Genomic DNA, 23,386 nt, shown 5'->3' with positions numbered 1-23,386 from the left:
CCCCCCCCCCCCCCCCCCGCCCCCCCTCTCCAAATTTGATTCTTTTATTATCTTCTTCTTTTTTTCTTTTTTTCTTAGTTGCTGAGTTGCTGAGTTGCTGAGTTGCTGAGTTGCTGAGTTGCTGAGTTGCTGAGTTGTTGAGTTGTTGAGTTGTTGAGTTGTTGAGTGATTAGAGTTGATCTGCACAAGGTTGAGCAAAGAAGCCATTAGCCGATTAATGGAAAATAGTTGCGCTGGATCAAGAACTGCGGTCTGACAGAGGACTAATGTAAAGCGAATTCAAGCAAGGTTACCCGTTTGTTTAGCTCATAAAAGAGGTCGCTATGTCCCTGAAACTGTCGCTCGGTATTATCATGCTGGTCTGGCTGGCCTATGTCGCTTTCGCCAGCAATTTCTATATGCACACTTTCGCGCTGTTCAGCTAAAGCTGCCCCATAGCTACCTGCTTTTTCTGAACTGCCCGCCGATAACGGCAGCGCCCCCTGGGAGACGACTGCCGCCTGGCAATAACGTTAGCGGCTTGCAGCCAGCCTGTTAGCCTTCTTCAGCCTTCTCTTTTTTATCACGCTTTTTCTTCGCTTCGGCTTTCGCTTTTGCCTCCGCTTTAGCACGGGTGCTCATATCGTTGCGGATCTGCGCATGGCTAATCAGTGCAAAAATAAATGTGCCGCCGATAATATTGCCGGCCAGCGTAGGAAGAGCAAAAGGCCATAAAAATTCCTGCCAGCTGATAAGACCGTTAAAGACCAGATAAAGGACTTCTACCGAACCTACCACGATATGCGCCAGGTCTCCCAGTGCCACCAGCCAGGTCATCAGGACAATCACCCAAATTTTCGCATTGCCGGCGTAAGGAAACATCCAGACCATCGTGGCGATAATCCAGCCGGAGATCACCGCATTGGCGAACATCTCGCCCGGCGTGTTTTCCATCACTTTCTGGCTGATAGCCACAAAAGCCTGCCGCGTGGCATCGTCAAAGATCGGCATATGGGTAAAGGCCAACGAAGCCAGTGCCGTCCCGATCAAATTGCCGAACAGCACTACGGCCCACAGCCTCAGCAGCAGGACCAGATTGCCGCCGGTCGGTTTGTGCATAACCGGCAGCACGGCGGTTACGGTGTTCTCTGTAAACAGCTGCTGGCGCGCCATAATGACAATGATAAAACCAAAGGTGTAGCCAAGATTTTCCAACAGGAAAGCGCCGGGCACGCCGTCAAGGTGTGCCTGAAAAATCCCTTTGGCCATCAGCGAGGCGCCCATCGACAGTCCCGCGGCAATAGCCGAAAACAGCAGTGCCAGGCCATCGCGCTCCAGCTCTTTCTCGCCGTCCTGGCGGATCTCCTCATGGATGGCCGCCGCACGCGAGGGTAACGCTTCCTCATCCACCTCTATCTCTTCTCCTTCACGTTCTTCACTCTCGACTTCCACATTATCTTCTTTCATTCTTCCTGCTCCCGTAATCGACACTCTGCCTAAGCGTAGCGGGTTTTAGCGTTGCCGAAATGTAACTGTGTTTCAGAATAAGCGTAACAAGGATTTAAAGAAGCGGAATTTTTCGCCGTTAAGCGGCCTGCACGGGGCATAATAGCGGCAACTTAAGCATCCAGTGATACCTCGCAGGCTGCGATACCATTATCAGCTGTGGTACTATTTCACGCATTATTAACAAGCGCGATGCCACCTGATGCTCCAGGCCCACAATCTGACCTGCGTTCGTGATGAACGTACGCTGTTCAGCGAACTCAGTTTTACCGTTTCCGCAGGCGATATCGTCCAAATAGAAGGCGCCAACGGCGCGGGAAAAACCTCGCTGCTGCGTATTCTGGCGGGCTTAAGCCGGGCTGAGCAGGGCGAGGTACTTTGGCAGCAGCAGCCCGTGCGCAAACAGCGAGAAGCCTGGCACCGCGCGTTACTCTATCTGGGACATCAGCCCGGCGTGAAAGCGGTGCTGACCGCGCGGGAAAACCTGCAGTTTTTTCATGCGCGGGAGCCGCAAGAAAAACTGTGGCAGGCGCTGGAAGAGGTCGACCTGGCGGGATATGAAGAGGTGCCTGTCGCGCAGCTTTCCGCGGGACAGCAGCGTCGCGTTGCGCTGGCCAGACTCTGGCTGAGCCGTTCCCCGCTGTGGATCCTTGACGAGCCGCTGACCGCTATAGATAAATCAGGCGTGACAAAGCTGATGGCGCTGTTTGCCCGTCATGCCGACAATGGCGGTTCCGTGATCCTGACTACCCATCAGGATCTGCCGGGATCGGCGCAGCGCGTGCGTAAAATTCGGCTTTCCGTCAAGGAGGCAGGATGATGATCGGACGCATTATTATGCGAGAGCTGCGCGTCGCTTTTCGCAGCGGCGCGGAAGTCGTTAATCCACTGTGGTTTTTTCTGATCGTTATTACGCTGTTTCCGCTGGGTATCGGTCCCGAACCGCAGCTGCTGGCGCGTATCGCGCCGGGGATTGTCTGGGTTGCGGCGCTGCTCTCTTCGCTGCTGGCGCTGGAGAGGCTGTTTCGTGACGACTTTATTGATGGCTCGCTGGAACAGCTGCTGCTGTTGCCGACGCCGCTGCCGATAACGGTATTAGGGAAAGTGCTCGCGCACTGGCTGGTGACCGGCCTGCCGCTGCTGCTGCTTTCGCCGCTGGTAGCGCTGCTGCTGTCGCTGGATTTCATAACCTGGCGTGCGATGGCGCTTTCTCTGCTGTTGGGCACCCCGACGCTAAGTTTCCTGGGCGCGATTGGCGTAGGATTAACGGTCGGGCTGCGACGCGGCGGCGTTTTACTGAGCCTGCTGGTGCTGCCGCTGGCGGTGCCGGTACTGATTTTCGCCTCGGCGGCCATCGACGCTGCGGGAATGGGCCTGGCGATAAACGGCCAGCTGGCAATCCTTGGCGCGATGCTGGTCGCCAGCGCCACGCTGGCGCCTTTCGCTACTGCTGCGGCACTGCGGGTCAGCGTACACTAACAATAACAGACAGAAACGCGTTTCTTTTCAGATGAGCAATTAATAATGTGGAAATGGTTACACCAGTCAGGAAAGCCCGACAGGCTTTACCAGTTATGTGGTCGGCTGCTGCCCTGGTTTGCAGTTGCCGCGACGGTTACGTTAGCCACCGGCTGGATATGGGGATTTGGTTTCGCGCCGTCCGACTATCAGCAGGGCGACAGCTATCGCATCATTTATATTCATGTTCCCGCCGCGATGTGGTCAATGGGTATCTACGCCGCCATGGCGATCGCCGCGTTCACCGGCCTGGTGTGGCAGTGGAAAACGGCCGATCTTGCCGCCGCTGCGATGGCGCCCGTCGGCGCGGTGTTCACCTTTATCGCGCTGGTCACCGGTTCCGCATGGGGGAAGCCGATGTGGGGAACCTGGTGGATCTGGGATGCGCGGCTGACTTCGGAACTGGTGCTGCTGTTCCTCTATATGGGCGTCATCGCGCTTTATAATGCCTTTGACGATCGCCGTATGGCGGGCCGTGCGGCCGGGATCCTTATCCTGGTGGGCGTGGTAAACCTGCCGATAATCCACTACTCGGTGCAGTGGTGGAACACGCTGCATCAGGGCTCTTCTGGCGTCTTCCAGCAGGCGATAGCGCCTTCCATGCGCACGCCTTTACGTTGGGCTATTGCGGGCTTCTGGCTGCTGTTTATCTCGCTGACGCTGATGCGTCTGCGTAATTTGCTGCTGTTCAGCGAGCGCCATCGTCCTTGGGTAAGGGAAGTAGCGGAAAAAGGAGCGCGCCAATGACCGCTTTCCCATCCTGGCAGGCCTTTTGGGCGATGGGCGGCTACGCCTTTTACGTCTGGCTCGCCGTCGCCTGCACGCTGTTTGCGCTGGGCGTGCTGGTGCTGCACACCCTCATTAGCCGTCGGCGGCTGTTGGCCGACATTCGCCAGCGCGAGTCGCGGGAACGCCGCATCAAGGCGGCAAAAATGAAAAAGCAGGGAGCCTCATCGTGAATACCCGTCGTAAAAATCGCCTGCTCGTTGCGATTGCCATCCTGGCCGGACTCGGGCTGGCGACCGCGCTGGTTATGTACGCGTTACGTTCGAATATCGATCTGTTCTATACCCCCAGCGAAATCCTGAACGGCAAAGGCGAAAGCCAGCAAAAGCCGACGCCGGGTCAGCGTCTGCGCGTCGGCGGCATGGTGATGCCCGGCAGCGTCAAACGCGATGCCAACACGTTACAGGTTTCCTTTAAACTCTACGATGCTAACGGCGTGGTCAGCGTGAGCTATCTCGGTATCCTGCCGGATCTGTTCCGGGAAGGGCAGGGCGTGGTCGCGCAGGGCGTGCTGGAGCCGGGCAACCTGATCGAAGCGAAAGAAGTGCTGGCGAAGCATGACGAAAAATACACGCCGCCGGAAATTGAGGATGCAATGAAAAAGAACCATAAGATTGCGGTGAACCAGCCATGATACCGGAAATCGGCAGTTTCCTGCTTGCACTGGGCGTGGCGCTGGCGCTGCTGCTGAGCGTCTATCCGCTGTGGGGCGCTTCCCGCCAGGACAGACGGCTGATGGGGCTGGCCAGGCCGCTGAGCTACGCGCTGTTCGCCTGTGTGCTCGCCGCTTTTATCGTGCTGGTGCACGCCTTTGTGGTGAATGATTTCAGCGTTGCCTATGTTGCCACCAACTCCAATACGCAGCTGCCGGTTTACTATCGGATTGCGGCGACCTGGGGGGCGCATGAAGGTTCACTGCTGCTGTGGCTGCTGCTGCTCAGCACCTGGACGCTGGCGGTCGCGTTATTCAGCCGCGCTATGCCGCTGGATTCCGTGGCCCGCGTGCTGGCCGTCATGGGCATGATCAATCTGGGCTTTTTGCTGTTTATCACGCTGACCTCGAACCCGTTTACCCGCACGCTGCCTGACTTCCCGATCGACGGCAGCGATCTTAACCCGATGCTGCAGGATATCGGTCTGATCTTCCATCCGCCGCTGCTTTATATGGGCTATGTCGGTTTCTCCGTGGCTTTTGCTTTTGCCATCGCCTCGCTGATGACGGGCAGGCTGGATACCGCCTGGGCGCGCTGGTCGCGTCCATGGACCACGGCGGCCTGGGTTTTTCTGACCGTCGGCATCGTGCTTGGCTCGGCATGGGCCTATTACGAGCTTGGCTGGGGCGGCTGGTGGTTCTGGGATCCGGTGGAAAACGCCTCCTTTATGCCGTGGCTGGCGGGCACGGCGTTGATCCACTCGCTGGCGGTAACGGAAAAGCGCGGCACTTTTAAGGCCTGGACAGTGCTGCTGGCTATCACCGCGTTTTCGCTCAGCCTGCTGGGGACTTTCCTGGTGCGTTCGGGCGTGCTGATTTCGGTACACTCTTTCGCCTCCGATCCGGCGCGCGGCATGTTTATCCTGGCTTTCCTGGTCATCGTTATCGGCAGCTCGCTGCTGCTGTACGCCATCAAAGGCAGCAAAGTGCGCGGCCGCGTGCAGAACGAGCTTTGGTCGCGCGAATCCTTCCTGCTGGGCAACAATATTCTGCTGATTGCCGCTATGCTGGTGGTGCTACTCGGCACGCTGCTGCCTTTGGTGCACAAGCAGCTGGGCCTGGGCAGCATCTCTGTCGGTGAACCTTTCTTTAATACGCTGTTCACCTGGCTGATGGCGCCGCTGGCGCTGCTGTTGGGCATCGGGCCGCTGGTTCGCTGGCGTCGCGACGAGCCGCAAAAGCTGTGGAAGCGGCTGGCGGTGGCGCTGGTCGCCACGCTGGCGCTATCCATTTTGCTGCCGTGGCTGATGCAGGACAGCATTGAAGCGATGACGGTAGTGGGATTGCTGATGTCGCTGTGGGTTATCTTCCTGACGCTGATGGAGCTGCACGAACGCGCTACCCATCGTCATCGCTTTTTCACCGGGCTGCGTCACCTTTCACGCAGCCACTGGGGCATGGTGCTGGGGCACCTTGGCGTTGCCGTGACCGTTATCGGTATCGCTTTCAGCCAGAACTATAGCGTGGAGCGCGATGTGCGTATGCGTGCAGGCGATACGGTTGATATTCATAACTATCACTTTATCTTTCGCGATGTGCGTAACCTACAGGGCGCAAACTACAGCGGCGGCGTGGGCATCATCGACGTAACGCGCAACGGTAAGCATGAAGCGACGCTGCATGCCGAAAAGCGTTACTACAGCGTGGCACACACTATGATGACCGAAGCGGCAATCGACGGCGGCTTTACGCGCGATCTCTACGCGGCGCTGGGCGAAGAGCTCGAGGATAATTCCTGGGCGGTGCGTATCTATTACAAACCATTCGTGCGCTGGATCTGGTTCGGCGGCCTGTTTATGGCAGCCGGCGGCATTTTATGCCTGCTCGATCCGCGCTATCGCTCGCGTAAAAAGGTGCCGGCATGAAAAAGACCCTTTATATTCCGCTGGCGCTGTTTCTGCTGCTGGCCGCCGCGCTGATGTGGCAACTTACCCGTAACGCCAACGGCGACGATCCGTCAAAGCTGGAATCGGCGCTGGTAGGCAAGCCCGTACCGGTTTTCCGGCTGGAATCGCTGGACAGGCCTGGCAAAATCTATGACCAGTCGGTGCTGCATGACGGTAAACCCATCCTGCTCAACGTCTGGGCGACCTGGTGTCCAACCTGTCGCGCCGAACACCAGTATCTTAATACGCTGGCGGTGCAGGGCATCCGCGTGGTGGGGCTGAACTATAAGGACGATCGCAGCAAGGCCGTTAACTGGCTCAACTCGCTGGGTAATCCTTACGCGTTGAGTCTCTACGATGGCGACGGTATGCTGGGGCTGGATTTGGGCGTGTACGGCGCGCCTGAAACCTTTTTAATCGATGGCAAAGGGATTATTCGCTATCGCCACGCCGGGGATATGAACGACCGGGTATGGAACAGCGAAGTAAAGCCATTGTGGGATAAATACAGCAAGGAAGCAGGCCAATGAAACGCATTTTACTTTTCGCCGCACTGATCTTCTCTTTCAGCGTACTGGCGGACAACATAGATACCTACCGATTCTCATCGGTCACCCAGGAGCAGCAGTATCGGCATCTGACGGAATCGCTACGCTGCCCCAAGTGTCAGAACAACAGCATTGCGGATTCAAATGCGATGATTGCCGCCGATATGCGCCTGAAGGTTTATCAGCTGCTGCAAAGCGGCCAGACGCCAGAGCAGGTTAAAGCCTGGATGGTGGCGCGCTACGGTAATTTCGTCACTTACGAGCCGCCGGTGATGGCCTCCACGCTGATCCTGTGGGCAGGCCCCGTGCTGTTTGTAGTCGCGGGCATGCTGGTGATGGTACTACGCAGCAGAAAACGCACCGGTTCTGCACTGGATGCGGAGCAGCAGGCGCGGCTTGACGCGCTGTTAAATAACAGGAAGCAACCATGAGTGGATTCTGGCTCACCGTTCTGGCTTTACTGGTGGCCGCCAGTACGCTGCTGCTGATCGCCGGAGGCCGCAAGCGCGCGGCGCTGGCGACAGACCGTGACACGCTGAACAAAACTTTTTACCATCAGCGCCTGCAGGAGCTTGAGCAGGACGAAGCGCAGGGCGTCGTGGCAGAGCGCGCGGAGATGATCCGCGAGCTACAGCAGACGCTGCTGTTGGATATTCCTCAGCAAGCGCCAACCCACGAGCGCGCGCTCAGCCGCTGGGTTTTGTTGCCCGGCGTAGCGGTGCTGCTGGTCGTCAGCCTGGGCCTCTATTTCAAAACCGGCGGCTTTACGCAGGTGCTTGCCTGGCAGCAGGTCAATAACGAACTGCCCGAACTGCGGGCGCAGCTGATGGATCCGCAGGCCAAGCCGCTGACGATGGAACAGCTGGCCCGGCTTGGGCTGGGGATCCGCACCTCGCTGCAACAGGATCCGCGCAACGTGAGCGACTGGCTGATGCTGGGTCGTATCGGCATGGTGCTGAACAACGCCGCTACGGCCACCCAGGCTTTTCGCCGCGCCATGCAGCTTGCTCCCACCGATCCGGAAGTGAAGCTAAGCTACGTCGATGCCCTGACGCGTTCGCCGGATCCACAGGATAATCGCCAGGCGACGGCTATGCTCAACGACATGGTGAAAAGCGACGGCGACAATATTCGCCTGCTCAGCCTGTTGGCATTTAATGCTTTTAGCCAGCAGCGTTACGCGCAGGCCACAGCGATCTGGCAAAAGATGTTACAATTGTTACCGGCCGACGATAAGCGGGTGGCGGCGATCCGCCGCAGCATCGAACAGGCTAAGACAGAGTCCGGCGGACAAACCAGCCGCCTGGCGCTGACCGTGACGCTGGCCGCCGGCGCGGAAAAGCAGCTGCCCGAAGGCGGCGTGCTCTATATTTCTGTTTCCGACGGCGTGGCGAAAGTGCCGGTGGCGGTGAAAAGAGTGCCGCTGAGCCATTTCCCGCTCTCGCTGACGCTGGATGACAGCAACGCCATGATGCCGGAGCGTCTGCTCTCGGCGCAGCATCAGGTTCAGGTGCGCGTGCGCATCTCGCGAGACGGCAGCGCCAATCCGCAGGCCGGTGACTGGTTCGGCACCAGCGCGGTCACGCCTTTCGATGGTCATCAACAGCTGGCCGTTGAGATTAACCAACAGCAGCCGTAGTCGGCTTTATTTAACAGGGAGAGAGAGATGAACTACCGCGTGATGGGCGTGGCGTTGACCAGCGTACTGCTGATTGGCTGCGCCAGTTCGCAGACGGCGGATGAACCCCAGGGGCGCTCCGATCCCCTGGAAGGGTTCAACCGCACGATGTTCGACTTTAATTACAACGTGCTGGATCCCTATGTTGTTCGTCCCGTCGCCGTCGCCTGGCGCGATTACGTGCCGGTGCCCGCGCGTAGTGGCCTGAGCAACTTTCTCGGCAACCTGAGCGAGCCGTCTACAATGGTGAACTACTTTATTGAGGGCAAGCCCTATAAAGCAATGATCCACTTTAACCGCTTCTTCCTGAATACCATTCTGGGTTTGGGCGGCTTTATCGACGTGGCCGGCATGGCCAACCCGACGCTGGCGAAGGAAGAGCCGCGTCGTTTCGGTAGCACGCTGGGCAACTATGGCGTGGGTTATGGCACCTATGTTGAATTGCCGGGCTACGGCAGCTTTACGCCGCGTGAAGACGTGGGCGGCATGGTCGACGATCTTTATGCGCCGCTGAGCTGGCTGACCTGGTGGATGACTGCCGGTAAGTGGGCGCTGGAAGGCGTGGAAACCCGCGCGCAGCTGCTGGATTCCGACGCTATTCTGCACAACAGCAAAGATCCATATGCCTTTGTGCGCGCTGCCTATTTCCAGCGCCACGATTTCCTTGCCAGCGACGGCAAGCTGATCCCGCAGGAAAACCCGAACGCCGCCGCTATTCAGGGCGATTTGGACGATATCGACGCCGACTGATTTGCCGTATGCTGTCGGCAAAAAAGGCCCAAATCGGGCCTTTTTTATTGGCTTAAGCCTCAGAACTTATAGTTAAAGTTAGCGCCATAGAGCCAGGCTTTGCCGGTAGAACGGAAGGTATAAGGGCCTTCTTCTACCGTTACGTGCTGGCCGTGCATATAAGAAAGCCCCACGTCCACGGACGCATCCTGATTAAAGGCGTAGGACGCGCCGGTGCTTAGCCACAGGCGATCCTGATCGGGGATAGAGATGGAACGCTGATCGGCAGGCACCGGGCTGTCATCAAAGGCGATACCGGCACGAAACGTCCAGTTGTCATCATAAAAGTAGGACGTGCCCAGCGCGATACGGTAAGCATCCTTGTAGCTCTCATCCTTATAGAACAAAGTCTGACCGCCGCTGCCGGTGGCCTTCAACTCCTGGAACTGGCTCCAGCTGGTATAGGTCAGGCTGTAGTGTACGGCCCACTGCGGAGCAACTTTATGGTAGCCTGAGACTTCCCACATTTCCGGCAGGTTCAGCGTCAGCGCGCCGGGAATGGTCGATCCGCTGGTGCCGTACGGCAGGCCCAGATTAAGCGCCTGATTAAGCGGGTTGATAGCGCCCGGAATGCTGCTTTTATAGTCGCCGTCGAAATCGACCTTAACCTCGGAACGGTAAGTAAAGCCGAAGCGGTTATCCTCATCCACTTCGTACAGAATGCCCGCGTTCCAGCCGTAGCCCCACTCATCGCCCTTCAGATGCGCAATTTGCGTATCGGTCGGAAAGCCCAGTGCGCGGCCCGCTTCGCCGGCGTAACGTTCAATCTTCGCGCGGGCATAGACGGCGTCAAAACCGACACCAAAGCTGAAATGCTGGTTCAGTCGATAAGCGGTACTTAAGTTAAAGTTAACGGTTTGCAGATCCGTTTTACCGGCATACGGCCCGGCGGCGTAATCATTATTAAATTCCGTCGCCAGTCCGTAATTAGCGGTCGCGGACGCGCCCAGCCACCACTGGTCATTTAGCGGCTGCACATAATGGAGATTGGGCACCCATTGCGTGGGCGCGATATTATCTGCGTTCAGACTCTGGCCAGACAGGCTGCTGGTGCCGTCAATACTGACGCCCGGATCGATAAAAATCGCGCCTACCGAAAGCATTGGACGATCCATCAACGCCATGGTCGCCGGATTACGGCTGGCCGACGCAGCGGTATCGCCCATTGCGCCCTCGCCAGAATAGGCACGACCTAATCCGGCAGAGGAAAATTCATGAAGTTGAAAGCCGGCTGCAAATGCCTGAGAAGAAACAATGGCCACTGCGGCTGCAAGAGCAGACTTCGCAAACAGGTTTTTATGGTTCATGACCACAACCTCTTTATCTGATTTTATTAATACCGTTACGCAGGCAACGGCAGGACGCTACAGAGGGGCTGAAAGACGGCTAACTAATCAGACCAGTGGCCCCAGTATAGGTCTGGCCCCTGTAGTTGTTGCAATATTGTTTTATAAATATTTCTAAATTGATCAATAAAAAGCGATCTGCTTAACAAAAACCTGCGAGACACAACAGGCGGCGTTGAGTCTAGCCTGTTTCAGATCAAATTTATCTTTGATTTTCATTATCTGATGACGCTTATTCGCTGGATCACCGGACAGAAAAAAAGGGCAGGCGTAGAATAAAAGCATTATGACCTTAAGTCCGCCCCGAGCGGCCGTTAACCGGAGGATCTTATGACCCACGCCATCAATAAATGTAGCGCTAACGAAACCGCCGCCTGTTGCTGTGTGGATGTCGGCACTATCATGGATAACACCGACTGCACAGCCAGCTGGCGTCACCTGTATGAAAATCGTCAGCAGGCTGAAGCCGCCCTGCAGGCGCTTATCAACAAAGCGCGTCAGGTCGAATCCGAACCTTGCGATATCGTCGGCCGTTTCGAAGAGAAGCCGGACGGCGTGCAGCTGGATGCGGATTTCACCTTTAGTTGCCAGGCAGAAACGATGATCTTTCAGCTGGCGCTACGCTAATTTTTCAACGCGGGACCGCCGGGCCTGACCCGGCATCCTCAAAAAAATGAGTGGGCTACGTCCACTCATGGTTCCCAAAACCGTGGTTTCCCTCGCACTTTTCTTTTCCACATTATGCAAAATGTAAAAATCTGGTTAACAATAAACAGGTCTGACCTCTTTTGGCAGTGATGCCGCTGATTTTTACAGGTGAACAATGAAAGCGCTCCCCTTGCTGACGCGTCAGGGTCAACGCATAGCGATAACGCACGGTTTACGCACCCCTTTTGCTCGCCAGGCCACGGCGCTTCAGGCTATTCCGGCTATTGAGCTGGGGCGGATGGTGGTCAGTGAACTGCTGGTACGCAGCGATACCCCGCCCGACGTTATTGAACAGCTGGTGTTTGGCCAGGTGATCCAGATGCCCGAAGCGCCGAATATCGCGCGCGAAATCGTCCTCGGCACTTCCTTAAGCGTACATACCGACGCCTATAGCGTGAGCCGCGCCTGCGCCACCAGTTTTCAGGCCGTCGCTAACGTGGCCGAAAGCCTGCTGGCCGGCACCATCCAGGCAGGTATTGCCGGCGGCGCGGACTCCGCTTCCGTATTGCCTATCGGCGTCAGCAAACAGCTGGGCCGCGTGCTGGTGGACCTCAGTAAAACCCGCTCTCTACCGCAAAAGTTACGGCTGCTCAGCCAGCTTCGCCCGCGTGATTTGCTGCCCGTGCCGCCTGCCGTAGCGGAATACTCTACCGGCCTGCGCATGGGCGATACCGCGGAACAGATGGCGAAAAGCTACGGCATCACGCGTGAACAGCAGGACGCGCTGGCGCATCGTTCGCACCTGCGTGCGGCAAAGGCCTGGGAAGAGAACAGGCTGGCGCAGGAGGTGATGACGGCCTGGGTGCCGCCGTGGCGCAGCCCCTTACAGCAGGATAACAACGTACGCCTGCATTCCAGCCTGAAAGATTATGCCCGGCTACGTCCCGCTTTTGATCGTAAACACGGCACGGTAACGGCGGCTAACAGCACGCCGCTGACCGACGGCGCGGCAGCGGTAGTGCTGATGACGGAAGCGCGCGCCAGAGAGCTGGGCATTACCCCGCTGGGCTATCTGCGCAGCTACGCCTTTACCGCCATCGGCGTGCAGGAGGATATGCTGCTCGGCCCGGCCTGGGCATCGCCGCTGGCGCTGGACAGAGCAGGCGTTACCCTGAAGGATTTAACGCTTATTGATATGCACGAGGCATTTGCGGCCCAGACGCTGGCCAACCTCAAAATGTTCGCCGATGAGCGATTCGCTCGTGAAGTTCTGAACCGGCCTCATGCGCTGGGCGAGGTGGACGAAGAAAAATTCAACGTGCTGGGCGGCTCCATCGCCTATGGACATCCTTTTGCCGCGACCGGCGCACGCATGATCACCCAGACGCTGCACGAGCTGCGGCGTCGCGGCGGCGGCCTGGGGCTGGTTACGGCCTGCGCCGCTGGCGGTCTTGGTGCGGCTATGGTTCTGGAGGCGGAATAATGACGGCATCCGCATTTACATTCAGCCTGCGTGCCGACAACGTGGGCATCATTACTTTCGATGTGCCGGGTGAAAAGCTCAATACGCTAAAGGCAGAGTTCGTCCTGCAGATCCGTGAAGCGATTGCGCAGGCGCGTCGCCAGCCGGAGCTGGCTGGCCTGGTGTTTATCTCCGGCAAGCCGGACAGTTTTATCGCGGGCGCGGATATCACCATGATTGCTGCCTGCCGCTCGGCAGAAGAAGCGGCTGCGCTGGCGCGGCAGGGGCAAAAGGTCATGGCGGAGATCGCTGCCTTACCTTTTCCGGCGGTGGCCGCCATTCACGGCGCCTGTCTGGGCGGCGGGCTGGAGCTGGCGCTGGCCTGCCATCAGCGCGTCTGCACGCTGGACGAGAAAACGCAGCTGGGCCTGCCGGAAGTGCAGCTGGGACTTTTGCCCGGATCCGGCGGCACCCAGCGGCTGCCCCGGCTGATCGGCGCCTCTCACGCGCTGGATCTAATGCTGACCGGCAAAACGCTGCGCGCAAAGCAGGCGTTAAAGCTGGGTCTGGTGGAAGAGGCCGTGCCGCAGACAATCCTGCTGGAAACGGCAGTGGACATGGTACTCAGAGGCCGGCAGCCGCGCCGCGTGCTGCCGTTGAGCGAGCGTATGCTTAACGCGCCCATGGGACGCGCATTGCTCTTTAAGATGGCGACCAGACGGGCGGAAGCGAAAACGCGCGGTAACTATCCGGCCACGCGCAGAATTCTTTCGGTGGTGCGTACCGGCCTGCAGCAGGGCCGTAGCGCCGGTTACGCCGCCGAGGCTAAAGCGTTTGGCGAGCTGGCGATGTCGCCGGAGTCCATCGCGCTGCGCGGACTGTTCTTTGCGACCACGGAAATAAAGAAAGAGAGCGGGGCACAGGCGGCGCCGGAAGAGGTGAAATCCGTTGCGGTACTGGGCGGTGGACTGATGGGCGGCGGCATTGCTTACGTCACCGCCTGTCGGGGAAATCTGCCGGTGCGCATCAAAGATGTGCGGCCGGAAGGGATTACGCACGCGCTGAAATATAGCTGGGATCTGCTGGAGAAAAAGATCGCGCGCCGCCAGCTGACGCCGGGTCAGCGCCAGCGCCAGATGGCCCTGATTAGCGGCGGCCTGGACTATCAGGGATTTCGGCGTCGCGATCTGGTGATCGAAGCGGTATTTGAAGATCTTTTTTTGAAGCAGAAAATGGTGGCGGAAGTGGAGGCCAACACGTCGCCCGGCACGATTTTCGCCTCCAATACTTCCTCGCTGCCGATTAGCGATATCGCCGCGCACGCCCGCCGTCCGGAGCATATTATCGGGATGCACTACTTCAGCCCGGTCGACAAAATGCCGCTGGTGGAGGTTATTCCCCACGCGCAGACCAGCGAGCAAACCCTCGCTACAACGGTAAAGCTGGCGAAATTGCAGGGCAAAACGCCGATAGTGGTAGCGGACAGCGCCGGGTTTTACGTCAATCGAATTCTGACGCCCTGTATCAACGAGGCGCTGCGCTGCCTGCTGGAAGGCGAGCCGATAGAAAACATTGATGAGGCGCTGGCGGACTTCGGCTTTCCCGTCGGGCCGATCCAGCTATTGGATGAGGTCGGCATCGATACGGGCGCCCATATTCTGCCGGTGCTGGCCGAAGCCTGGGGCGAACGCTTTCAGGCGCCGCCGGAGCTGGACGCCGTCCTGAACGATAACCGTAAGGGACGCAAAAACGGTCGGGGATTTTATCGCTACGGCAAGAAAGAGGGCGGCAAAAAACGGCCCGATGCGACAATTTATAAATTACTGAACGTTCATCCAAAAGCGCACCTGAGCAAAGAGCTTATCGCGCGGCGCTGCGTGATGATGTTGCTGAACGAAGCGGCGAGAGCCTTTGATGAAAACGTTGTTCGCTGCGCGCGCGACGGCGATATTGGCGCGGTATTCGGAATAGGTTTTCCGCCGTTTACCGGTGGCCCGTTCCGCTATATGGACGCGCTGGGCGCCGGGCAGATAGTGGCGCAGTTGGAACAGCTTTCCCGCAGCTGCGGCGCGCGTTTTACCCCCTGCGAACGCCTGCGAAAAATGGCGCAAACGGGAGAAACCTTTTACAAAACTACAGGTAAGGCGAATATCCAGCCTGTTTCAACGGGTTAGATCGGACGCTTCTGAAAGGTGCTGATAACCGTTTGTCAACAGGCGGTTATTTAGTAAACAATCGGTTGACTTGCCTTCTGGCATTAGGGTACAACACAGCGTTCATTCACAGAGTGAAGAGTCGGAAAACCTGATTTTCCGGCGTTTATGTTTAATAACAGCGGTGCAATATGCAAGTTTTCATTATGCGTCACGGCGATGCGGCACTGGATGCAGCCAGTGATGCGGTAAGGCCTTTGACCCACTGCGGCTGCGACGAGTCGCGGCAGATGGCAGGCTGGCTCAACGGTCAGAAAGTGGATATCGATCGGGTGTTGGTCAGTCCCTATTTGCGAGCTGAGCAGACGCTCTCTACGGTACGTGAAGCGCTGATCCTGCCCGTGGAGCAGGAAGTGCTGCCGGAGCTGACGCCGGGGGGCGATCCGGCGCTGGTGGCCTGCTATCTTCAGGCGTTGGCGAAGGAAGGCGTCAAAGCGGTACTGGTGATTTCCCATCTGCCTCTGGTGGGCTATCTGGTGTCCGAGCTTTGCCCGCAGGAAACGCCGCCGATGTTCGCCACGTCTGCCATCGCCAGCGTCACGCTGAATGACGAAAGCGGCTGCGGCAAGCTGGAATGGCAGGTTAGCCCTGGACGGCTGGCAAAAGCGATGTGATCGCGCCGGGCCGGTTCAACCGGCCTGCTTCGTGGACGACGTCGCGTCGTAAGGGTAAAGCGGCCAGCCCCAACATGGCTCGCCGGGAGAAGGCCTGACTAAGGCAGCTCCGGCGGCTGCCACTCTTCCACTTCAATCAGCACCAGCAAAGCGGCATCGCCGCCAAACATTTTCGGCGCCTGATGAAAGGCCATTACCATAGGATGCTGCGCCAGCCACAGCGGCGTCTGCTGCTTGAGCACGTGCTTGCCGTGACCGTGCATCACGCTGGCGCAAAAGATATGCTCGCGGCGGCAGGCGGCTATCAGCGCGCCCAACTCCTCTTTTGCCTGTTTCTGCGTCAGCCCGTGCAAATCCAGAAAAATTTCTGGCGTATAGTCGCCTCGCCTGAGCTTTTTCAGCTCGTAATGGCTGACGTCGCTTCTGACGTAGCGCACCGGCCCCTCAGCGGACAGCAGAGGCTGAAATTCATCGGAAAAATAGTGGCTGTTGTCTATCTGCTCGGACAGCAGGCGCTTTTGCGGCACCTGCGAGAACGTTTTACGCAGCGGCTTATGTACTATTGTGTCCTGAGCCAGCTTACGCGTGCCGGTCATTAATCCACGGAACAGCGCTTCATCTTCGGCGCTCAGGGGCTGTTTTTTACTCATCTGATCCTCAGGCGGCACGCGGCGGCGGGATTTTTAACAATAATCCCGTCAGTTTACCCTGTCTAATCCCCGCAAATAAACAAATGTCAGTTTTTTCACGCCTGCGCGCTGGATTCTCGTCAGCTTCATGGCAAACTAGCTGCCGAGTTGAGTTTGGCCTGTGGAGGGCACTTTGGACAAAATTTTCGTTGATGAGGCAGTCAGTGAGCTGCATACCATCCAGGATATGCTGCGCTGGACGGTGAGTCGTTTTGCCGCTGCGGAGATCTGGTACGGCCACGGCACCGATAATCCCTGGGACGAAGCCGTTCAGCTGGTGCTGCCCACGCTGTATCTGCCGCTGGATATCCCGGAAGATATGCGCACCGCACGCCTGACTTCCAGCGAGCGTCACCGCATTGTCGAGCGCGTCATTCGCCGCATCAACGAGCGCCTTCCCGTAGCCTATCTGACCAACAAAGCCTGGTTCTGCGGCCACGAGTTTTACGTGGATGAACGCGTGCTGGTGCCGCGCTCGCCGGTCGGCGAACTGATCAATGACCGCTTCGGCGGCATTATCGCGCATGAACCCAGCCATATTCTGGATATGTGCACCGGCAGCGGCTGCATTGCCATCGCCTGCGCCTATGCTTTCCCGGAAGCGGAAGTGGACGCCGTAGACATCTCTGTGGACGCGCTGGCCGTGGCCGAGCAGAATATCGCCGCGCACGGTATGGATCATAACGTGACGCCGATCCGCTCCGATCTGTTCCGCGATCTGCCAAAGACCCCTTACGATCTGATCGTCACCAATCCGCCCTACGTGGATGAAGAGGATATGGGCGATCTGCCGGAGGAATACCAGCACGAGCCGGAGCTGGGGCTGGCCGCCGGGCGCGACGGCCTGAAGCTGGCGCGCCGCATTCTGGCCTGTGCGCCGGACTACCTGAGCGAAGAGGGCGTGCTGGTCTGCGAAGTAGGCAACAGCATGGTGCATATGATCGAACAGTATCCCGACGTGCCGTTCACCTGGCTGGAATTCGCCAACGGCGGCGACGGCGTATTTATGCTGACCCGCGAACAAATTGTTGCTGCGCAACATCATTTCGGCATCTATAAAGACTAAAAAATATCACAGGCATCCCCGGCGCAGGCGGTTTTGCTCTGGTCCACGCGGAAACCGTAGCCCGTGCACGGATTTCGCGCTGGCCTGACGGAAGCGGCAAACGGGATGGCCTCCTGAAAAGTTCAGAGGACTTCATGGCTGGTAATACGATTGGACAGGTTTTCCGCGTCACCACCTTTGGTGAATCGCACGGGCTGGCGCTGGGCTGTATTGTCGACGGCGTCCCGCCCGGCATCCCCCTGACGGAAGCCGATTTGCAGCACGATCTGGATCGCCGCCGTCCCGGCACCTCACGTTATACCACCCAGCGCCGCGAACCGGACCATGTCAAAATTCTCTCCGGCGTATTTGAAGGCGTTACCACCGGCACCAGCATCGGCCTGCTGATTGAAAATACCGACCAACGCTCGCAGGATTACGGCGCCATCAAAGATGTCTTCCGTCCCGGCCACGCCGACTATACCTATGAACAAAAGTACGGCCTGCGCGACTATCGCGGCGGCGGGCGCTCTTCGGCGCGTGAAACCGCTATGCGCGTGGCGGCCGGCGCTATCGCCAAAAAATACCTGGCCCTGAAGCACGGCGTGAAGGTGCGCGGCTATCTGGCGCAGATTGGCGACGTGGCTTGCGAGCTGAAGGACTGGGATCAGGTGGAACAGAATCCGTTCTTCTGCCCGGATCCGTCAAAAATCGAGGCGCTGGACGAGCTGATGCGCGCGCTCAAAAAAGAGGGCGATTCTATCGGCGCTAAGGTCTCCGTTATGGCAGAGAACGTGCCGGTCGGCCTGGGCGAACCGGTTTTCGATCGTCTGGATGCGGATCTGGCGCATGCGTTGATGAGCATTAACGCGGTGAAGGGCGTGGAAATCGGCGACGGCTTTGCCGTGGTCAACCAGCGCGGCAGCGAACATCGTGACGAGATCCGCGCGGACGGCTTTCAGAGCAACCACGCGGGCGGCATTCTGGGCGGCATCAGCAGCGGCCAGCCGATCCTGGCGACGCTGGCGATGAAGCCGACGTCCAGCATCACCGTGCCGGGCAAAACCATTACCCGCACGGGCGAAGAAACCGACATGATCACCAAAGGCCGTCACGATCCCTGCGTAGGGATCCGCGCCGTGCCAATCGCGGAAGCCATGATGGCGATCGTGCTGATGGATCATTTACTGCGTCATCGCGGACAGAATGCGGACGTGCAGACGAACATTCCACGCTGGTAACCACCATGAAAAAGACGCTGTTCGCGCTTTGCGGCCTGCTGCTCAGCGCTTCCACGCTGGCGGCCACGCCCTGGCAATCGATCCGACAGCCGATAAGCGGCGCGCCGCACGCTATCGGCTCTTTTGCCAACGGCTGTATCGTCGGCGCGCAGGCGCTGCCGCTTAACGATCCGACCTATCAGGTGATGCGCCAGGATCAGCGTCGTTTTTATGGTCATCCCGACCTGATCCTGTTTATTCAGCGGCTGGGTGCCCAGGTGCATAATTTGCAGCTGGGCGAGGTGCTGATTGGGGATATGGGCATGGCGGCAGGCGGCCGCTTCAGCAGCGGCCACGCGAGTCATCAGACCGGGCTGGACGTCGATATCTGGCTGCAGTTACCTCAGGCGCGGTGGAGTTCACAAATGCTGCTGAAGCCGCAGCCGCTGGATCTGGTGGCGGCCGACGGCAAAAGCGTGGTAGCGCGCCACTGGCAGCCGCAGATCGACAGCCTGGTTAAGCTGGCGGCAAAGGATGACGACGTTACGCGTATCTTTGTGAATCCGGCGATCAAAAAACAGCTCTGCGCCGATGCGGGCAGCGATCGCGACTGGCTGCGCAAGGTGCGCCCATGGTTCGGTCATCGGGCGCATATGCACGTGCGCCTGCGCTGCCCCACGGACAGCCTGGAGTGCCAGGATCAGCCCGCGCCGCCGCCGGGAGACGGCTGTGGCGCAGAGCTGGCAAGCTGGTTCGCGCCGCCAAAACCTTCCGGCGCGCCGGTAAAGCGCGAGCCGCCGCCGTTGCCGCCTTCCTGTCAGGCGCTTCTGGATAACCATCAGCTTTAGGAAGAACAAATGGAATGGTTTGCTGTCAGCCCGCTGCTGCTAGGGCTACTGTTTTGCATCGCCGTGCTGGCCGCTTTTATCGACTCTATCGCTGGCGGCGGCGGGCTGCTGACCGTGCCGGCGCTGCTGGCGGCGGGGTTTTCTCCGGCGCAGGCGCTGGCGACCAACAAGCTCCAGTCCGTTGGTGGCTCTTTTTCCGCCAGCCTCTATTTTGTGCGGCGCAAGGCGGTGGATCTTAAAGCGCAGCGGCTGAATATCCTGATGGCGTTTATCGGCTCGATCCTCGGCGCGATGCTGATCCAACACATTCAGCCGGGGCTGCTGCGCCAGGTGCTGCCGCTGCTGATTATCGCGATCGGCCTCTATTTTCTGCTGATGCCTAAGATCGGCGAAGAAGATCGCCATCGTCGCCTGCACGGTTTGCCGTTCGCGCTGGTGGCAGGCGGCTGCGTTGGCTTTTATGACGGCTTTTTCGGGCCGGGCGCGGGCTCCTTCTATGCGCTGGCCTTCGTCACGCTTTGCGGTTTTAACCTGGCGAAATCTACCGCGCATGCCAAGGTGCTGAATTTGACCTCCAACCTGGGTGGCCTGCTGTTTTTTATTTTCGGCGGCAAAGTGGTGTGGGGCACCGGCCTGATTATGCTGCTCGGCGCCATTTGCGGCGCACGGCTCGGCGCACGGCTGGTGCTGAGCCGGGGACAGCAGCTGATCCGCCCGATGGTGGTCACCGTTTCCATCGTCATGAGCGCTAAGCTGCTCTACGACAGCCACGGCGCAGAGATCGCTGCCTGGTTTCACCATCTGGTGGGCTGAATCTTAATTTTGACGCGTCGCAAGACGTGAAATTTTTGCAGAAGAGAACAATGCGTACTCACGACTATTCGCAGCTGATCGAGATTTTCGATCGCTGTTTTTTTGACGATTTTCAGACTCGCCTGGTAAAGGGCGATGACGAACCTATCTACCTGCCCGCCGATGAGGAAGTCAGCTATCACCGCGTGGTGTTCGCCCACGGCTATTACGCCAGCGCGCTGCACGAAATCTCCCACTGGTGCATTGCCGGGGCCGAGCGGCGCAAGCTGGTGGATTTCGGCTACTGGTATTGTCCCGATGGCCGCGACGCTATGACGCAAAGCCAGTTTGAAGCGGTGGAGGTCAAGCCACAGGCGCTGGAATGGCTGTTTTGTGTCGCGGCGGGCTTTCCCTTCAACGTAAGTTGTGACAATCTCAATGGCGATTTCGAGCCGGACCGCATTGCGTTCCAGCGCAAGGTTCACGCGCAGGTAATGGCTCATCTGGAAAAGGGAATTCCGTCACGGCCAGCCCGTTTTATCACCGAACTGGGTCGCTACTACTCAACGCCGCCGCTGACCGCAGCGCAGTTTCCCTGGCCGGAAGATCTCTGACCAGCATGGTAAATAAGGAATTGTATGATTGATGAATTTGAAGCGCGTATCCTGGCCCTGATCGATAACATGGTGGAGAGCGCCAGCGACGACGAGCTGTTCGCCAGCGGCTATCTGCGTGGGCATCTGACGCTGGCCGTAGCCGAAATTGAGCAGTCGGGTGAGCACACGCCGGAAGCACTGCAAATCCAGGTGCTGAACAGCCTGGAGACGGCGATCCACGCCGGAGAGCTTTCACCGCGCGATCAGGCGCTGGTGCTGGGCATGTGGGATAATTTATTCCTGCAGGCACGCCATCCCTCCTGATCCCTGACGGCGCCGTTGGCAACAAGCAAGGCCGCCGTGATTTTAGCGGCCTGATGCGTCCGGCGTCTCTGGTTTCCAGTCTGCCCCGTGCGGCGTCCCCGATTTCCTGTTTGTTCCACGCAACGTCTCTGATGACCAGTCTGCCCTACGGGGCGGCAGCGGCTTCTAGCCTGCCGCCTTCACCATTTTACCTTTCAGCAGCTTGCGCACCCAGTAGCGATTAGGATGGGTGGCGGCCAGCGTCTGCCTGTCCAGCGGGATCGGTTCGCCGCACAGCTCCGCCGCCAGCGCTTCTGCCGCCAGCGGCGCGCTGCATAATCCCCTGGAGCCCAGCGCCCCCAGGACGAACAGACCGCGCCAGACCGGAGCCGGTTGCGCTGCGGCTTTACTGTGTGCCAGATCCGCGTATTGCGCCAGCGTTTGCTGATAGTGCGGCAGCGGGCCGATCATCGGCAGATGATCGCGGGTGGCGCAGCGCACGCCGTTACGGGCGCTGCCTGCGCTGACGTCCACTTCGCGAGGCCATTCAGCATCCGGCAGACAGCGGATCAGCCGTTCGCGGTTTTCCTGCTGATCTTGTTCGCGATAAGCCGTAGCGCTGTCGGCGCGATGATAGCTTGCGCCGATGCAGTGCTGCTGATTATGCGGATTAACCGGCGTCAGATAGCCGTCATAGCATAAAACCTGTTTAAGCCGGCCCAGCGCGGGAGTGGTCGGGATATGGCTGACCTGGCCGCCGACGGCATAGGCGGGCAGCTTTTCACTCTGCGGCAGCGCGGTCAGCGCGTGGCCGGTCGCCAGCACCACGTTGCGATGTCTCTGCGCGGGCTGGTCGGCAAAATCGAGCTGCCAGCCCGTTGGCGTTGCGGTCAGCGCGGTCAGCCTGTGATGCCAGTGCGTAATCAGCCCCTGCTGCTGCGCCAGCGCAAACAGCGCGGGCGTCAACTGCGCGGGCGAAAGCCAGCCGCCAGCCGGATAAATAATGCCGCCGCAGCCGGTTTCCACCCCGCACAGCGCTTCGGCTTCCTGCCGATCCACGCCGCGAGCGAGGGTTTCCGGCAGCTGCATGGTCAGCATTTTAGTGATTTTGTCCGCGCTTTTTTCATCCCACCCCAGCTGGGTAACGCCGCACCACTCGTGATCGAACGCGACCGGCAGGCTATCGTAAACACGACGGGCAAAGGTAAATGCAGCCGGAAAAAAGCGCGCCAGCGCCGGATCGTGATGGTTCAGCAGCGGATAAAGCGCGCCCTGACGGTTGCCGGAAGCGCCCTGGGCCGGTTCGCCGTCGGCGCTGTAGAGCGTGACTTTTTTACCGCGACGTAGCAGCGCCAGCGCCAGCAGCGCGCTGGCCACGCCGCCGCCGATCAGCGCAATGTCATCGCCTTCCGCCGCCGGACGGTCATACCATGGCGCTTCGGCTGGTGCATCGATAGCGTTCTCCAGCACGCCCGCCAGCATTTCCCGTTTGGGGCCGAAGCCTTTACGCTTGCCGACGGTAAAACCCGCCTCCTGCAGTCCGCGCCGAACAAAGCCAGCCGAGGTAAAAGTCGCCAGCGTGCCGCCGGGACGCGCCATTTTCGCCATGCAGGCGAACAGCGCCGGCGTCCACATGTCCGGGTTTTTCGACGGCGCGAAGCCATCCAGAAACCAGGCGTCGACCTGATGATTGAGGCTGTCGTCGAAGGTGGGGATCAGCTGGTTAATATCGCCGAACCAAAGATCGAGCGTGACGCGACCCTCGGCCAGCAGCAGCCGGTGACAGCCGGGCAGGGCGGCTGGCCACTGTTCACGCAGCGCGCGCGCGTAGGCCGCCAGTTCAGGCCAGCTTTGATGCGCGGTGGCAAGATCGTTGACGCTGAGCGGATGTTTTTCACAGCTGATAAAGTGCAGGCGCTGCAGACGAGCCTGCGGCTGTTCGACGCAAAAGCGCTCGAAAGCCTGCCAGAGCGTTAAAAAATTCAGGCCGGTGCCAAAACCGGTTTCCGCCGTGATAAACAGATCGCGGGAATGGTGCGCAAAACGGTCGGGCAAGCCGTTGCCGCCAAGAAATACGTGGCGCGTTTCCTCCAGGCCGTTTGCGTCGGAAAAATAGACGTCGCCAAAGGTTCGGGATACAGGTGTACCCTGTTCATTCCAACTTAGTTCTGCATACTCTATTGGGGCGCTGTTCACGGCAAAAGCTCA

25 protein-coding genes are annotated in these 23,386 nt (G+C 58.8%); 20 read left to right on the top strand and 5 right to left on the bottom strand.

Features of this window, described 5'->3' with window-relative positions:
• Together EGK14_RS21560 and EGK14_RS06750 are read right to left on the bottom strand one after the other, a co-directional pair.
• A partial coding sequence (locus EGK14_RS21560; protein WP_233598456.1) for a hypothetical protein occupies positions 1-207 on the bottom strand: 207 nt, incomplete at its 3' end.
• A gap of 327 nt (positions 208-534) precedes the next feature.
• Positions 535-1,446: a formate/nitrite transporter family protein gene (locus tag EGK14_RS06750; RefSeq protein WP_125288316.1), complete on the bottom strand. Its 912-nt coding sequence runs from the start codon at positions 1,444-1,446 to the stop codon at positions 535-537.
• 241 nt (positions 1,447-1,687) lie between these two features.
• Here EGK14_RS06750 and ccmA point away from each other — a divergent pair, with 241 nt between their 5' ends.
• The 10 genes from ccmA to mlaA are packed head-to-tail and all read left to right on the top strand — an operon-like array spanning position 1,688 to position 9,363.
• Positions 1,688-2,305 (top strand): cytochrome c biogenesis heme-transporting ATPase CcmA, encoded by a 618-nt coding sequence (gene ccmA / locus EGK14_RS06745; RefSeq protein ID WP_125288315.1) that lies wholly within the window; start codon positions 1,688-1,690, stop codon positions 2,303-2,305.
• On the top strand, positions 2,305-2,964 hold the full coding sequence (ccmB, locus tag EGK14_RS06740; protein WP_125288332.1) for a heme exporter protein CcmB: 660 nt from the start codon (positions 2,305-2,307) through the stop codon (positions 2,962-2,964). Before ccmA ends, ccmB begins: the two co-directional genes overlap by 1 nt.
• Before the next feature lie 45 nt (positions 2,965-3,009).
• On the top strand, positions 3,010-3,750 hold the full coding sequence (locus EGK14_RS06735; RefSeq protein WP_125288314.1) for a heme ABC transporter permease: 741 nt from the start codon (positions 3,010-3,012) through the stop codon (positions 3,748-3,750).
• Positions 3,747-3,962: a heme exporter protein CcmD gene (gene ccmD, locus EGK14_RS06730; protein ID WP_125288313.1), complete on the top strand. Its 216-nt coding sequence runs from the start codon at positions 3,747-3,749 to the stop codon at positions 3,960-3,962. The genes EGK14_RS06735 and ccmD overlap by 4 nt, the downstream gene beginning before the upstream one ends.
• A complete protein-coding gene (gene ccmE / locus EGK14_RS06725) occupies positions 3,959-4,423 on the top strand; it encodes a cytochrome c maturation protein CcmE (RefSeq protein ID WP_125288312.1) in 465 nt (154 codons plus the stop codon). The genes ccmD and ccmE overlap by 4 nt, the downstream gene beginning before the upstream one ends.
• Positions 4,420-6,366, top strand: a complete 1,947-nt coding sequence (locus EGK14_RS06720; RefSeq protein WP_125288311.1) for a heme lyase CcmF/NrfE family subunit — start codon at positions 4,420-4,422, stop codon at positions 6,364-6,366. Before ccmE ends, EGK14_RS06720 begins: the two co-directional genes overlap by 4 nt.
• Positions 6,363-6,917 (top strand): DsbE family thiol:disulfide interchange protein, encoded by a 555-nt coding sequence (locus EGK14_RS06715; RefSeq protein ID WP_125288310.1) that lies wholly within the window; start codon positions 6,363-6,365, stop codon positions 6,915-6,917. Before EGK14_RS06720 ends, EGK14_RS06715 begins: the two co-directional genes overlap by 4 nt.
• Entirely contained in the window at positions 6,914-7,366 is a 453-nt protein-coding gene (locus tag EGK14_RS06710) for a cytochrome c-type biogenesis protein (RefSeq protein WP_125288309.1), read from the top strand. The genes EGK14_RS06715 and EGK14_RS06710 overlap by 4 nt, the downstream gene beginning before the upstream one ends.
• Positions 7,363-8,574 (top strand): c-type cytochrome biogenesis protein CcmI, encoded by a 1,212-nt coding sequence (gene ccmI / locus EGK14_RS06705; RefSeq protein ID WP_125288308.1) that lies wholly within the window; start codon positions 7,363-7,365, stop codon positions 8,572-8,574. Before EGK14_RS06710 ends, ccmI begins: the two co-directional genes overlap by 4 nt.
• Positions 8,575-8,601: 27 nt before the next feature.
• Positions 8,602-9,363, top strand: coding sequence for a phospholipid-binding lipoprotein MlaA (mlaA, locus tag EGK14_RS06700; protein ID WP_125288307.1), 762 nt, complete (start codon positions 8,602-8,604; stop codon positions 9,361-9,363).
• A 59-nt stretch (positions 9,364-9,422) separates the two neighbouring features.
• Here the strand turns inward: mlaA and fadL are convergent, their stop codons facing one another.
• Positions 9,423-10,709, bottom strand: a complete 1,287-nt coding sequence (fadL, locus tag EGK14_RS06695; RefSeq protein ID WP_125288306.1) for a long-chain fatty acid transporter FadL — start codon at positions 10,707-10,709, stop codon at positions 9,423-9,425.
• Positions 10,710-11,078: 369 nt separating this feature from the next.
• On the opposite strand from fadL, the gene EGK14_RS06690 reads away from it, so the two are divergent.
• The 4 genes from EGK14_RS06690 to sixA all read left to right on the top strand — a co-directional run bounded on the left by EGK14_RS06690 (position 11,079) and on the right by sixA (position 15,685).
• On the top strand, positions 11,079-11,375 hold the full coding sequence (locus tag EGK14_RS06690) for a YfcZ/YiiS family protein (protein WP_125288305.1): 297 nt from the start codon (positions 11,079-11,081) through the stop codon (positions 11,373-11,375).
• A 196-nt stretch (positions 11,376-11,571) separates the two neighbouring features.
• Positions 11,572-12,879, top strand: coding sequence for an acetyl-CoA C-acyltransferase FadI (gene fadI / locus EGK14_RS06685; protein WP_125288304.1), 1,308 nt, complete (start codon positions 11,572-11,574; stop codon positions 12,877-12,879).
• On the top strand, positions 12,879-15,032 hold the full coding sequence (gene fadJ, locus EGK14_RS06680; RefSeq protein WP_370256036.1) for a fatty acid oxidation complex subunit alpha FadJ: 2,154 nt from the start codon (positions 12,879-12,881) through the stop codon (positions 15,030-15,032). Before fadI ends, fadJ begins: the two co-directional genes overlap by 1 nt.
• Positions 15,033-15,202: 170 nt before the next feature.
• A complete protein-coding gene (sixA, locus tag EGK14_RS06675; protein ID WP_125288302.1) occupies positions 15,203-15,685 on the top strand; it encodes a phosphohistidine phosphatase SixA in 483 nt (160 codons plus the stop codon).
• 98 nt (positions 15,686-15,783) lie between these two features.
• Here sixA and smrB read toward each other — a convergent pair whose 3' ends face one another.
• A complete protein-coding gene (gene smrB / locus EGK14_RS06670; RefSeq protein WP_125288301.1) occupies positions 15,784-16,335 on the bottom strand; it encodes an endonuclease SmrB in 552 nt (183 codons plus the stop codon).
• Between the two features lie 172 nt (positions 16,336-16,507).
• Here smrB and prmB point away from each other — a divergent pair, with 172 nt between their 5' ends.
• The 6 genes from prmB (at position 16,508) to EGK14_RS06640 (ending at position 21,199) form a co-directional block, all read left to right on the top strand.
• Complete coding sequence (gene prmB, locus EGK14_RS06665; RefSeq protein ID WP_125288300.1) at positions 16,508-17,440, top strand: 50S ribosomal protein L3 N(5)-glutamine methyltransferase; 933 nt, start codon at positions 16,508-16,510, stop codon at positions 17,438-17,440.
• A 134-nt stretch (positions 17,441-17,574) separates the two neighbouring features.
• Positions 17,575-18,660: a chorismate synthase gene (aroC, locus tag EGK14_RS06660; RefSeq protein WP_125288299.1), complete on the top strand. Its 1,086-nt coding sequence runs from the start codon at positions 17,575-17,577 to the stop codon at positions 18,658-18,660.
• 5 nt (positions 18,661-18,665) lie between these two features.
• Positions 18,666-19,487: a penicillin-insensitive murein endopeptidase gene (gene mepA / locus EGK14_RS06655; protein ID WP_125288298.1), complete on the top strand. Its 822-nt coding sequence runs from the start codon at positions 18,666-18,668 to the stop codon at positions 19,485-19,487.
• A gap of 9 nt (positions 19,488-19,496) precedes the next feature.
• Entirely contained in the window at positions 19,497-20,300 is an 804-nt protein-coding gene (locus tag EGK14_RS06650; RefSeq protein ID WP_125288297.1) for a sulfite exporter TauE/SafE family protein, read from the top strand.
• 50 nt (positions 20,301-20,350) lie between these two features.
• The gene (locus tag EGK14_RS06645; protein WP_125288296.1) at positions 20,351-20,893 is read left to right on the top strand and encodes an elongation factor P hydroxylase; all 543 of its coding nucleotides are present in this window, start codon (positions 20,351-20,353) and stop codon (positions 20,891-20,893) included.
• A 24-nt stretch (positions 20,894-20,917) separates the two neighbouring features.
• Positions 20,918-21,199, top strand: coding sequence for a YfcL family protein (locus EGK14_RS06640; protein ID WP_125288295.1), 282 nt, complete (start codon positions 20,918-20,920; stop codon positions 21,197-21,199).
• 165 nt (positions 21,200-21,364) lie between these two features.
• On the opposite strand, the gene mnmC is transcribed toward EGK14_RS06640, so the two are convergent.
• Entirely contained in the window at positions 21,365-23,374 is a 2,010-nt protein-coding gene (mnmC, locus tag EGK14_RS06635; protein ID WP_125288294.1) for a bifunctional tRNA (5-methylaminomethyl-2-thiouridine)(34)-methyltransferase MnmD/FAD-dependent 5-carboxymethylaminomethyl-2-thiouridine(34) oxidoreductase MnmC, read from the bottom strand.
• Positions 23,375-23,386 lie beyond the last annotated feature (12 nt).

Origin of the sequence: Erwinia sp. 198 (assembly GCF_003937915.1) — a bacterium.
GTDB lineage: Bacteria > Pseudomonadota > Gammaproteobacteria > Enterobacterales > Enterobacteriaceae > Erwinia > Erwinia aeris.
The sequence above is the reverse complement of the archived record's forward strand: the minus strand, read 5'-3'. Positions and strand labels throughout refer to the sequence as shown.

Excerpts from the sequence above, each read along its gene's own strand:
- EGK14_RS06750 (WP_125288316.1), bottom strand. The coding sequence starts at position 1,446 with ATGAAAGAAGATAATGTGGAAGTCGAGAGTGAAGAACGTGAAGGAGAA.
- ccmA (WP_125288315.1), top strand. The coding sequence starts at position 1,688 with ATGCTCCAGGCCCACAATCTGACCTGCGTTCGTGATGAACGTACGCTG.
- ccmB (WP_125288332.1), top strand. The coding sequence starts at position 2,305 with ATGATCGGACGCATTATTATGCGAGAGCTGCGCGTCGCTTTTCGCAGC.
- EGK14_RS06735 (WP_125288314.1), top strand. The coding sequence starts at position 3,010 with ATGTGGAAATGGTTACACCAGTCAGGAAAGCCCGACAGGCTTTACCAG.
- ccmD (WP_125288313.1), top strand. The coding sequence starts at position 3,747 with ATGACCGCTTTCCCATCCTGGCAGGCCTTTTGGGCGATGGGCGGCTAC.
- EGK14_RS06720 (WP_125288311.1), top strand. The coding sequence starts at position 4,420 with ATGATACCGGAAATCGGCAGTTTCCTGCTTGCACTGGGCGTGGCGCTG.
- EGK14_RS06715 (WP_125288310.1), top strand. The coding sequence starts at position 6,363 with ATGAAAAAGACCCTTTATATTCCGCTGGCGCTGTTTCTGCTGCTGGCC.
- EGK14_RS06710 (WP_125288309.1), top strand. The coding sequence starts at position 6,914 with ATGAAACGCATTTTACTTTTCGCCGCACTGATCTTCTCTTTCAGCGTA.
- ccmI (WP_125288308.1), top strand. The coding sequence starts at position 7,363 with ATGAGTGGATTCTGGCTCACCGTTCTGGCTTTACTGGTGGCCGCCAGT.
- mlaA (WP_125288307.1), top strand. The coding sequence starts at position 8,602 with ATGAACTACCGCGTGATGGGCGTGGCGTTGACCAGCGTACTGCTGATT.
- fadL (WP_125288306.1), bottom strand. The coding sequence starts at position 10,709 with ATGAACCATAAAAACCTGTTTGCGAAGTCTGCTCTTGCAGCCGCAGTG.
- EGK14_RS06690 (WP_125288305.1), top strand. The coding sequence starts at position 11,079 with ATGACCCACGCCATCAATAAATGTAGCGCTAACGAAACCGCCGCCTGT.
- fadI (WP_125288304.1), top strand. The coding sequence starts at position 11,572 with ATGAAAGCGCTCCCCTTGCTGACGCGTCAGGGTCAACGCATAGCGATA.
- fadJ (WP_370256036.1), top strand. The coding sequence starts at position 12,879 with ATGACGGCATCCGCATTTACATTCAGCCTGCGTGCCGACAACGTGGGC.
- sixA (WP_125288302.1), top strand. The coding sequence starts at position 15,203 with ATGCAAGTTTTCATTATGCGTCACGGCGATGCGGCACTGGATGCAGCC.
- smrB (WP_125288301.1), bottom strand. The coding sequence starts at position 16,335 with ATGAGTAAAAAACAGCCCCTGAGCGCCGAAGATGAAGCGCTGTTCCGT.
- aroC (WP_125288299.1), top strand. The coding sequence starts at position 17,575 with ATGGCTGGTAATACGATTGGACAGGTTTTCCGCGTCACCACCTTTGGT.
- mepA (WP_125288298.1), top strand. The coding sequence starts at position 18,666 with ATGAAAAAGACGCTGTTCGCGCTTTGCGGCCTGCTGCTCAGCGCTTCC.
- EGK14_RS06650 (WP_125288297.1), top strand. The coding sequence starts at position 19,497 with ATGGAATGGTTTGCTGTCAGCCCGCTGCTGCTAGGGCTACTGTTTTGC.
- EGK14_RS06645 (WP_125288296.1), top strand. The coding sequence starts at position 20,351 with ATGCGTACTCACGACTATTCGCAGCTGATCGAGATTTTCGATCGCTGT.
- EGK14_RS06640 (WP_125288295.1), top strand. The coding sequence starts at position 20,918 with ATGATTGATGAATTTGAAGCGCGTATCCTGGCCCTGATCGATAACATG.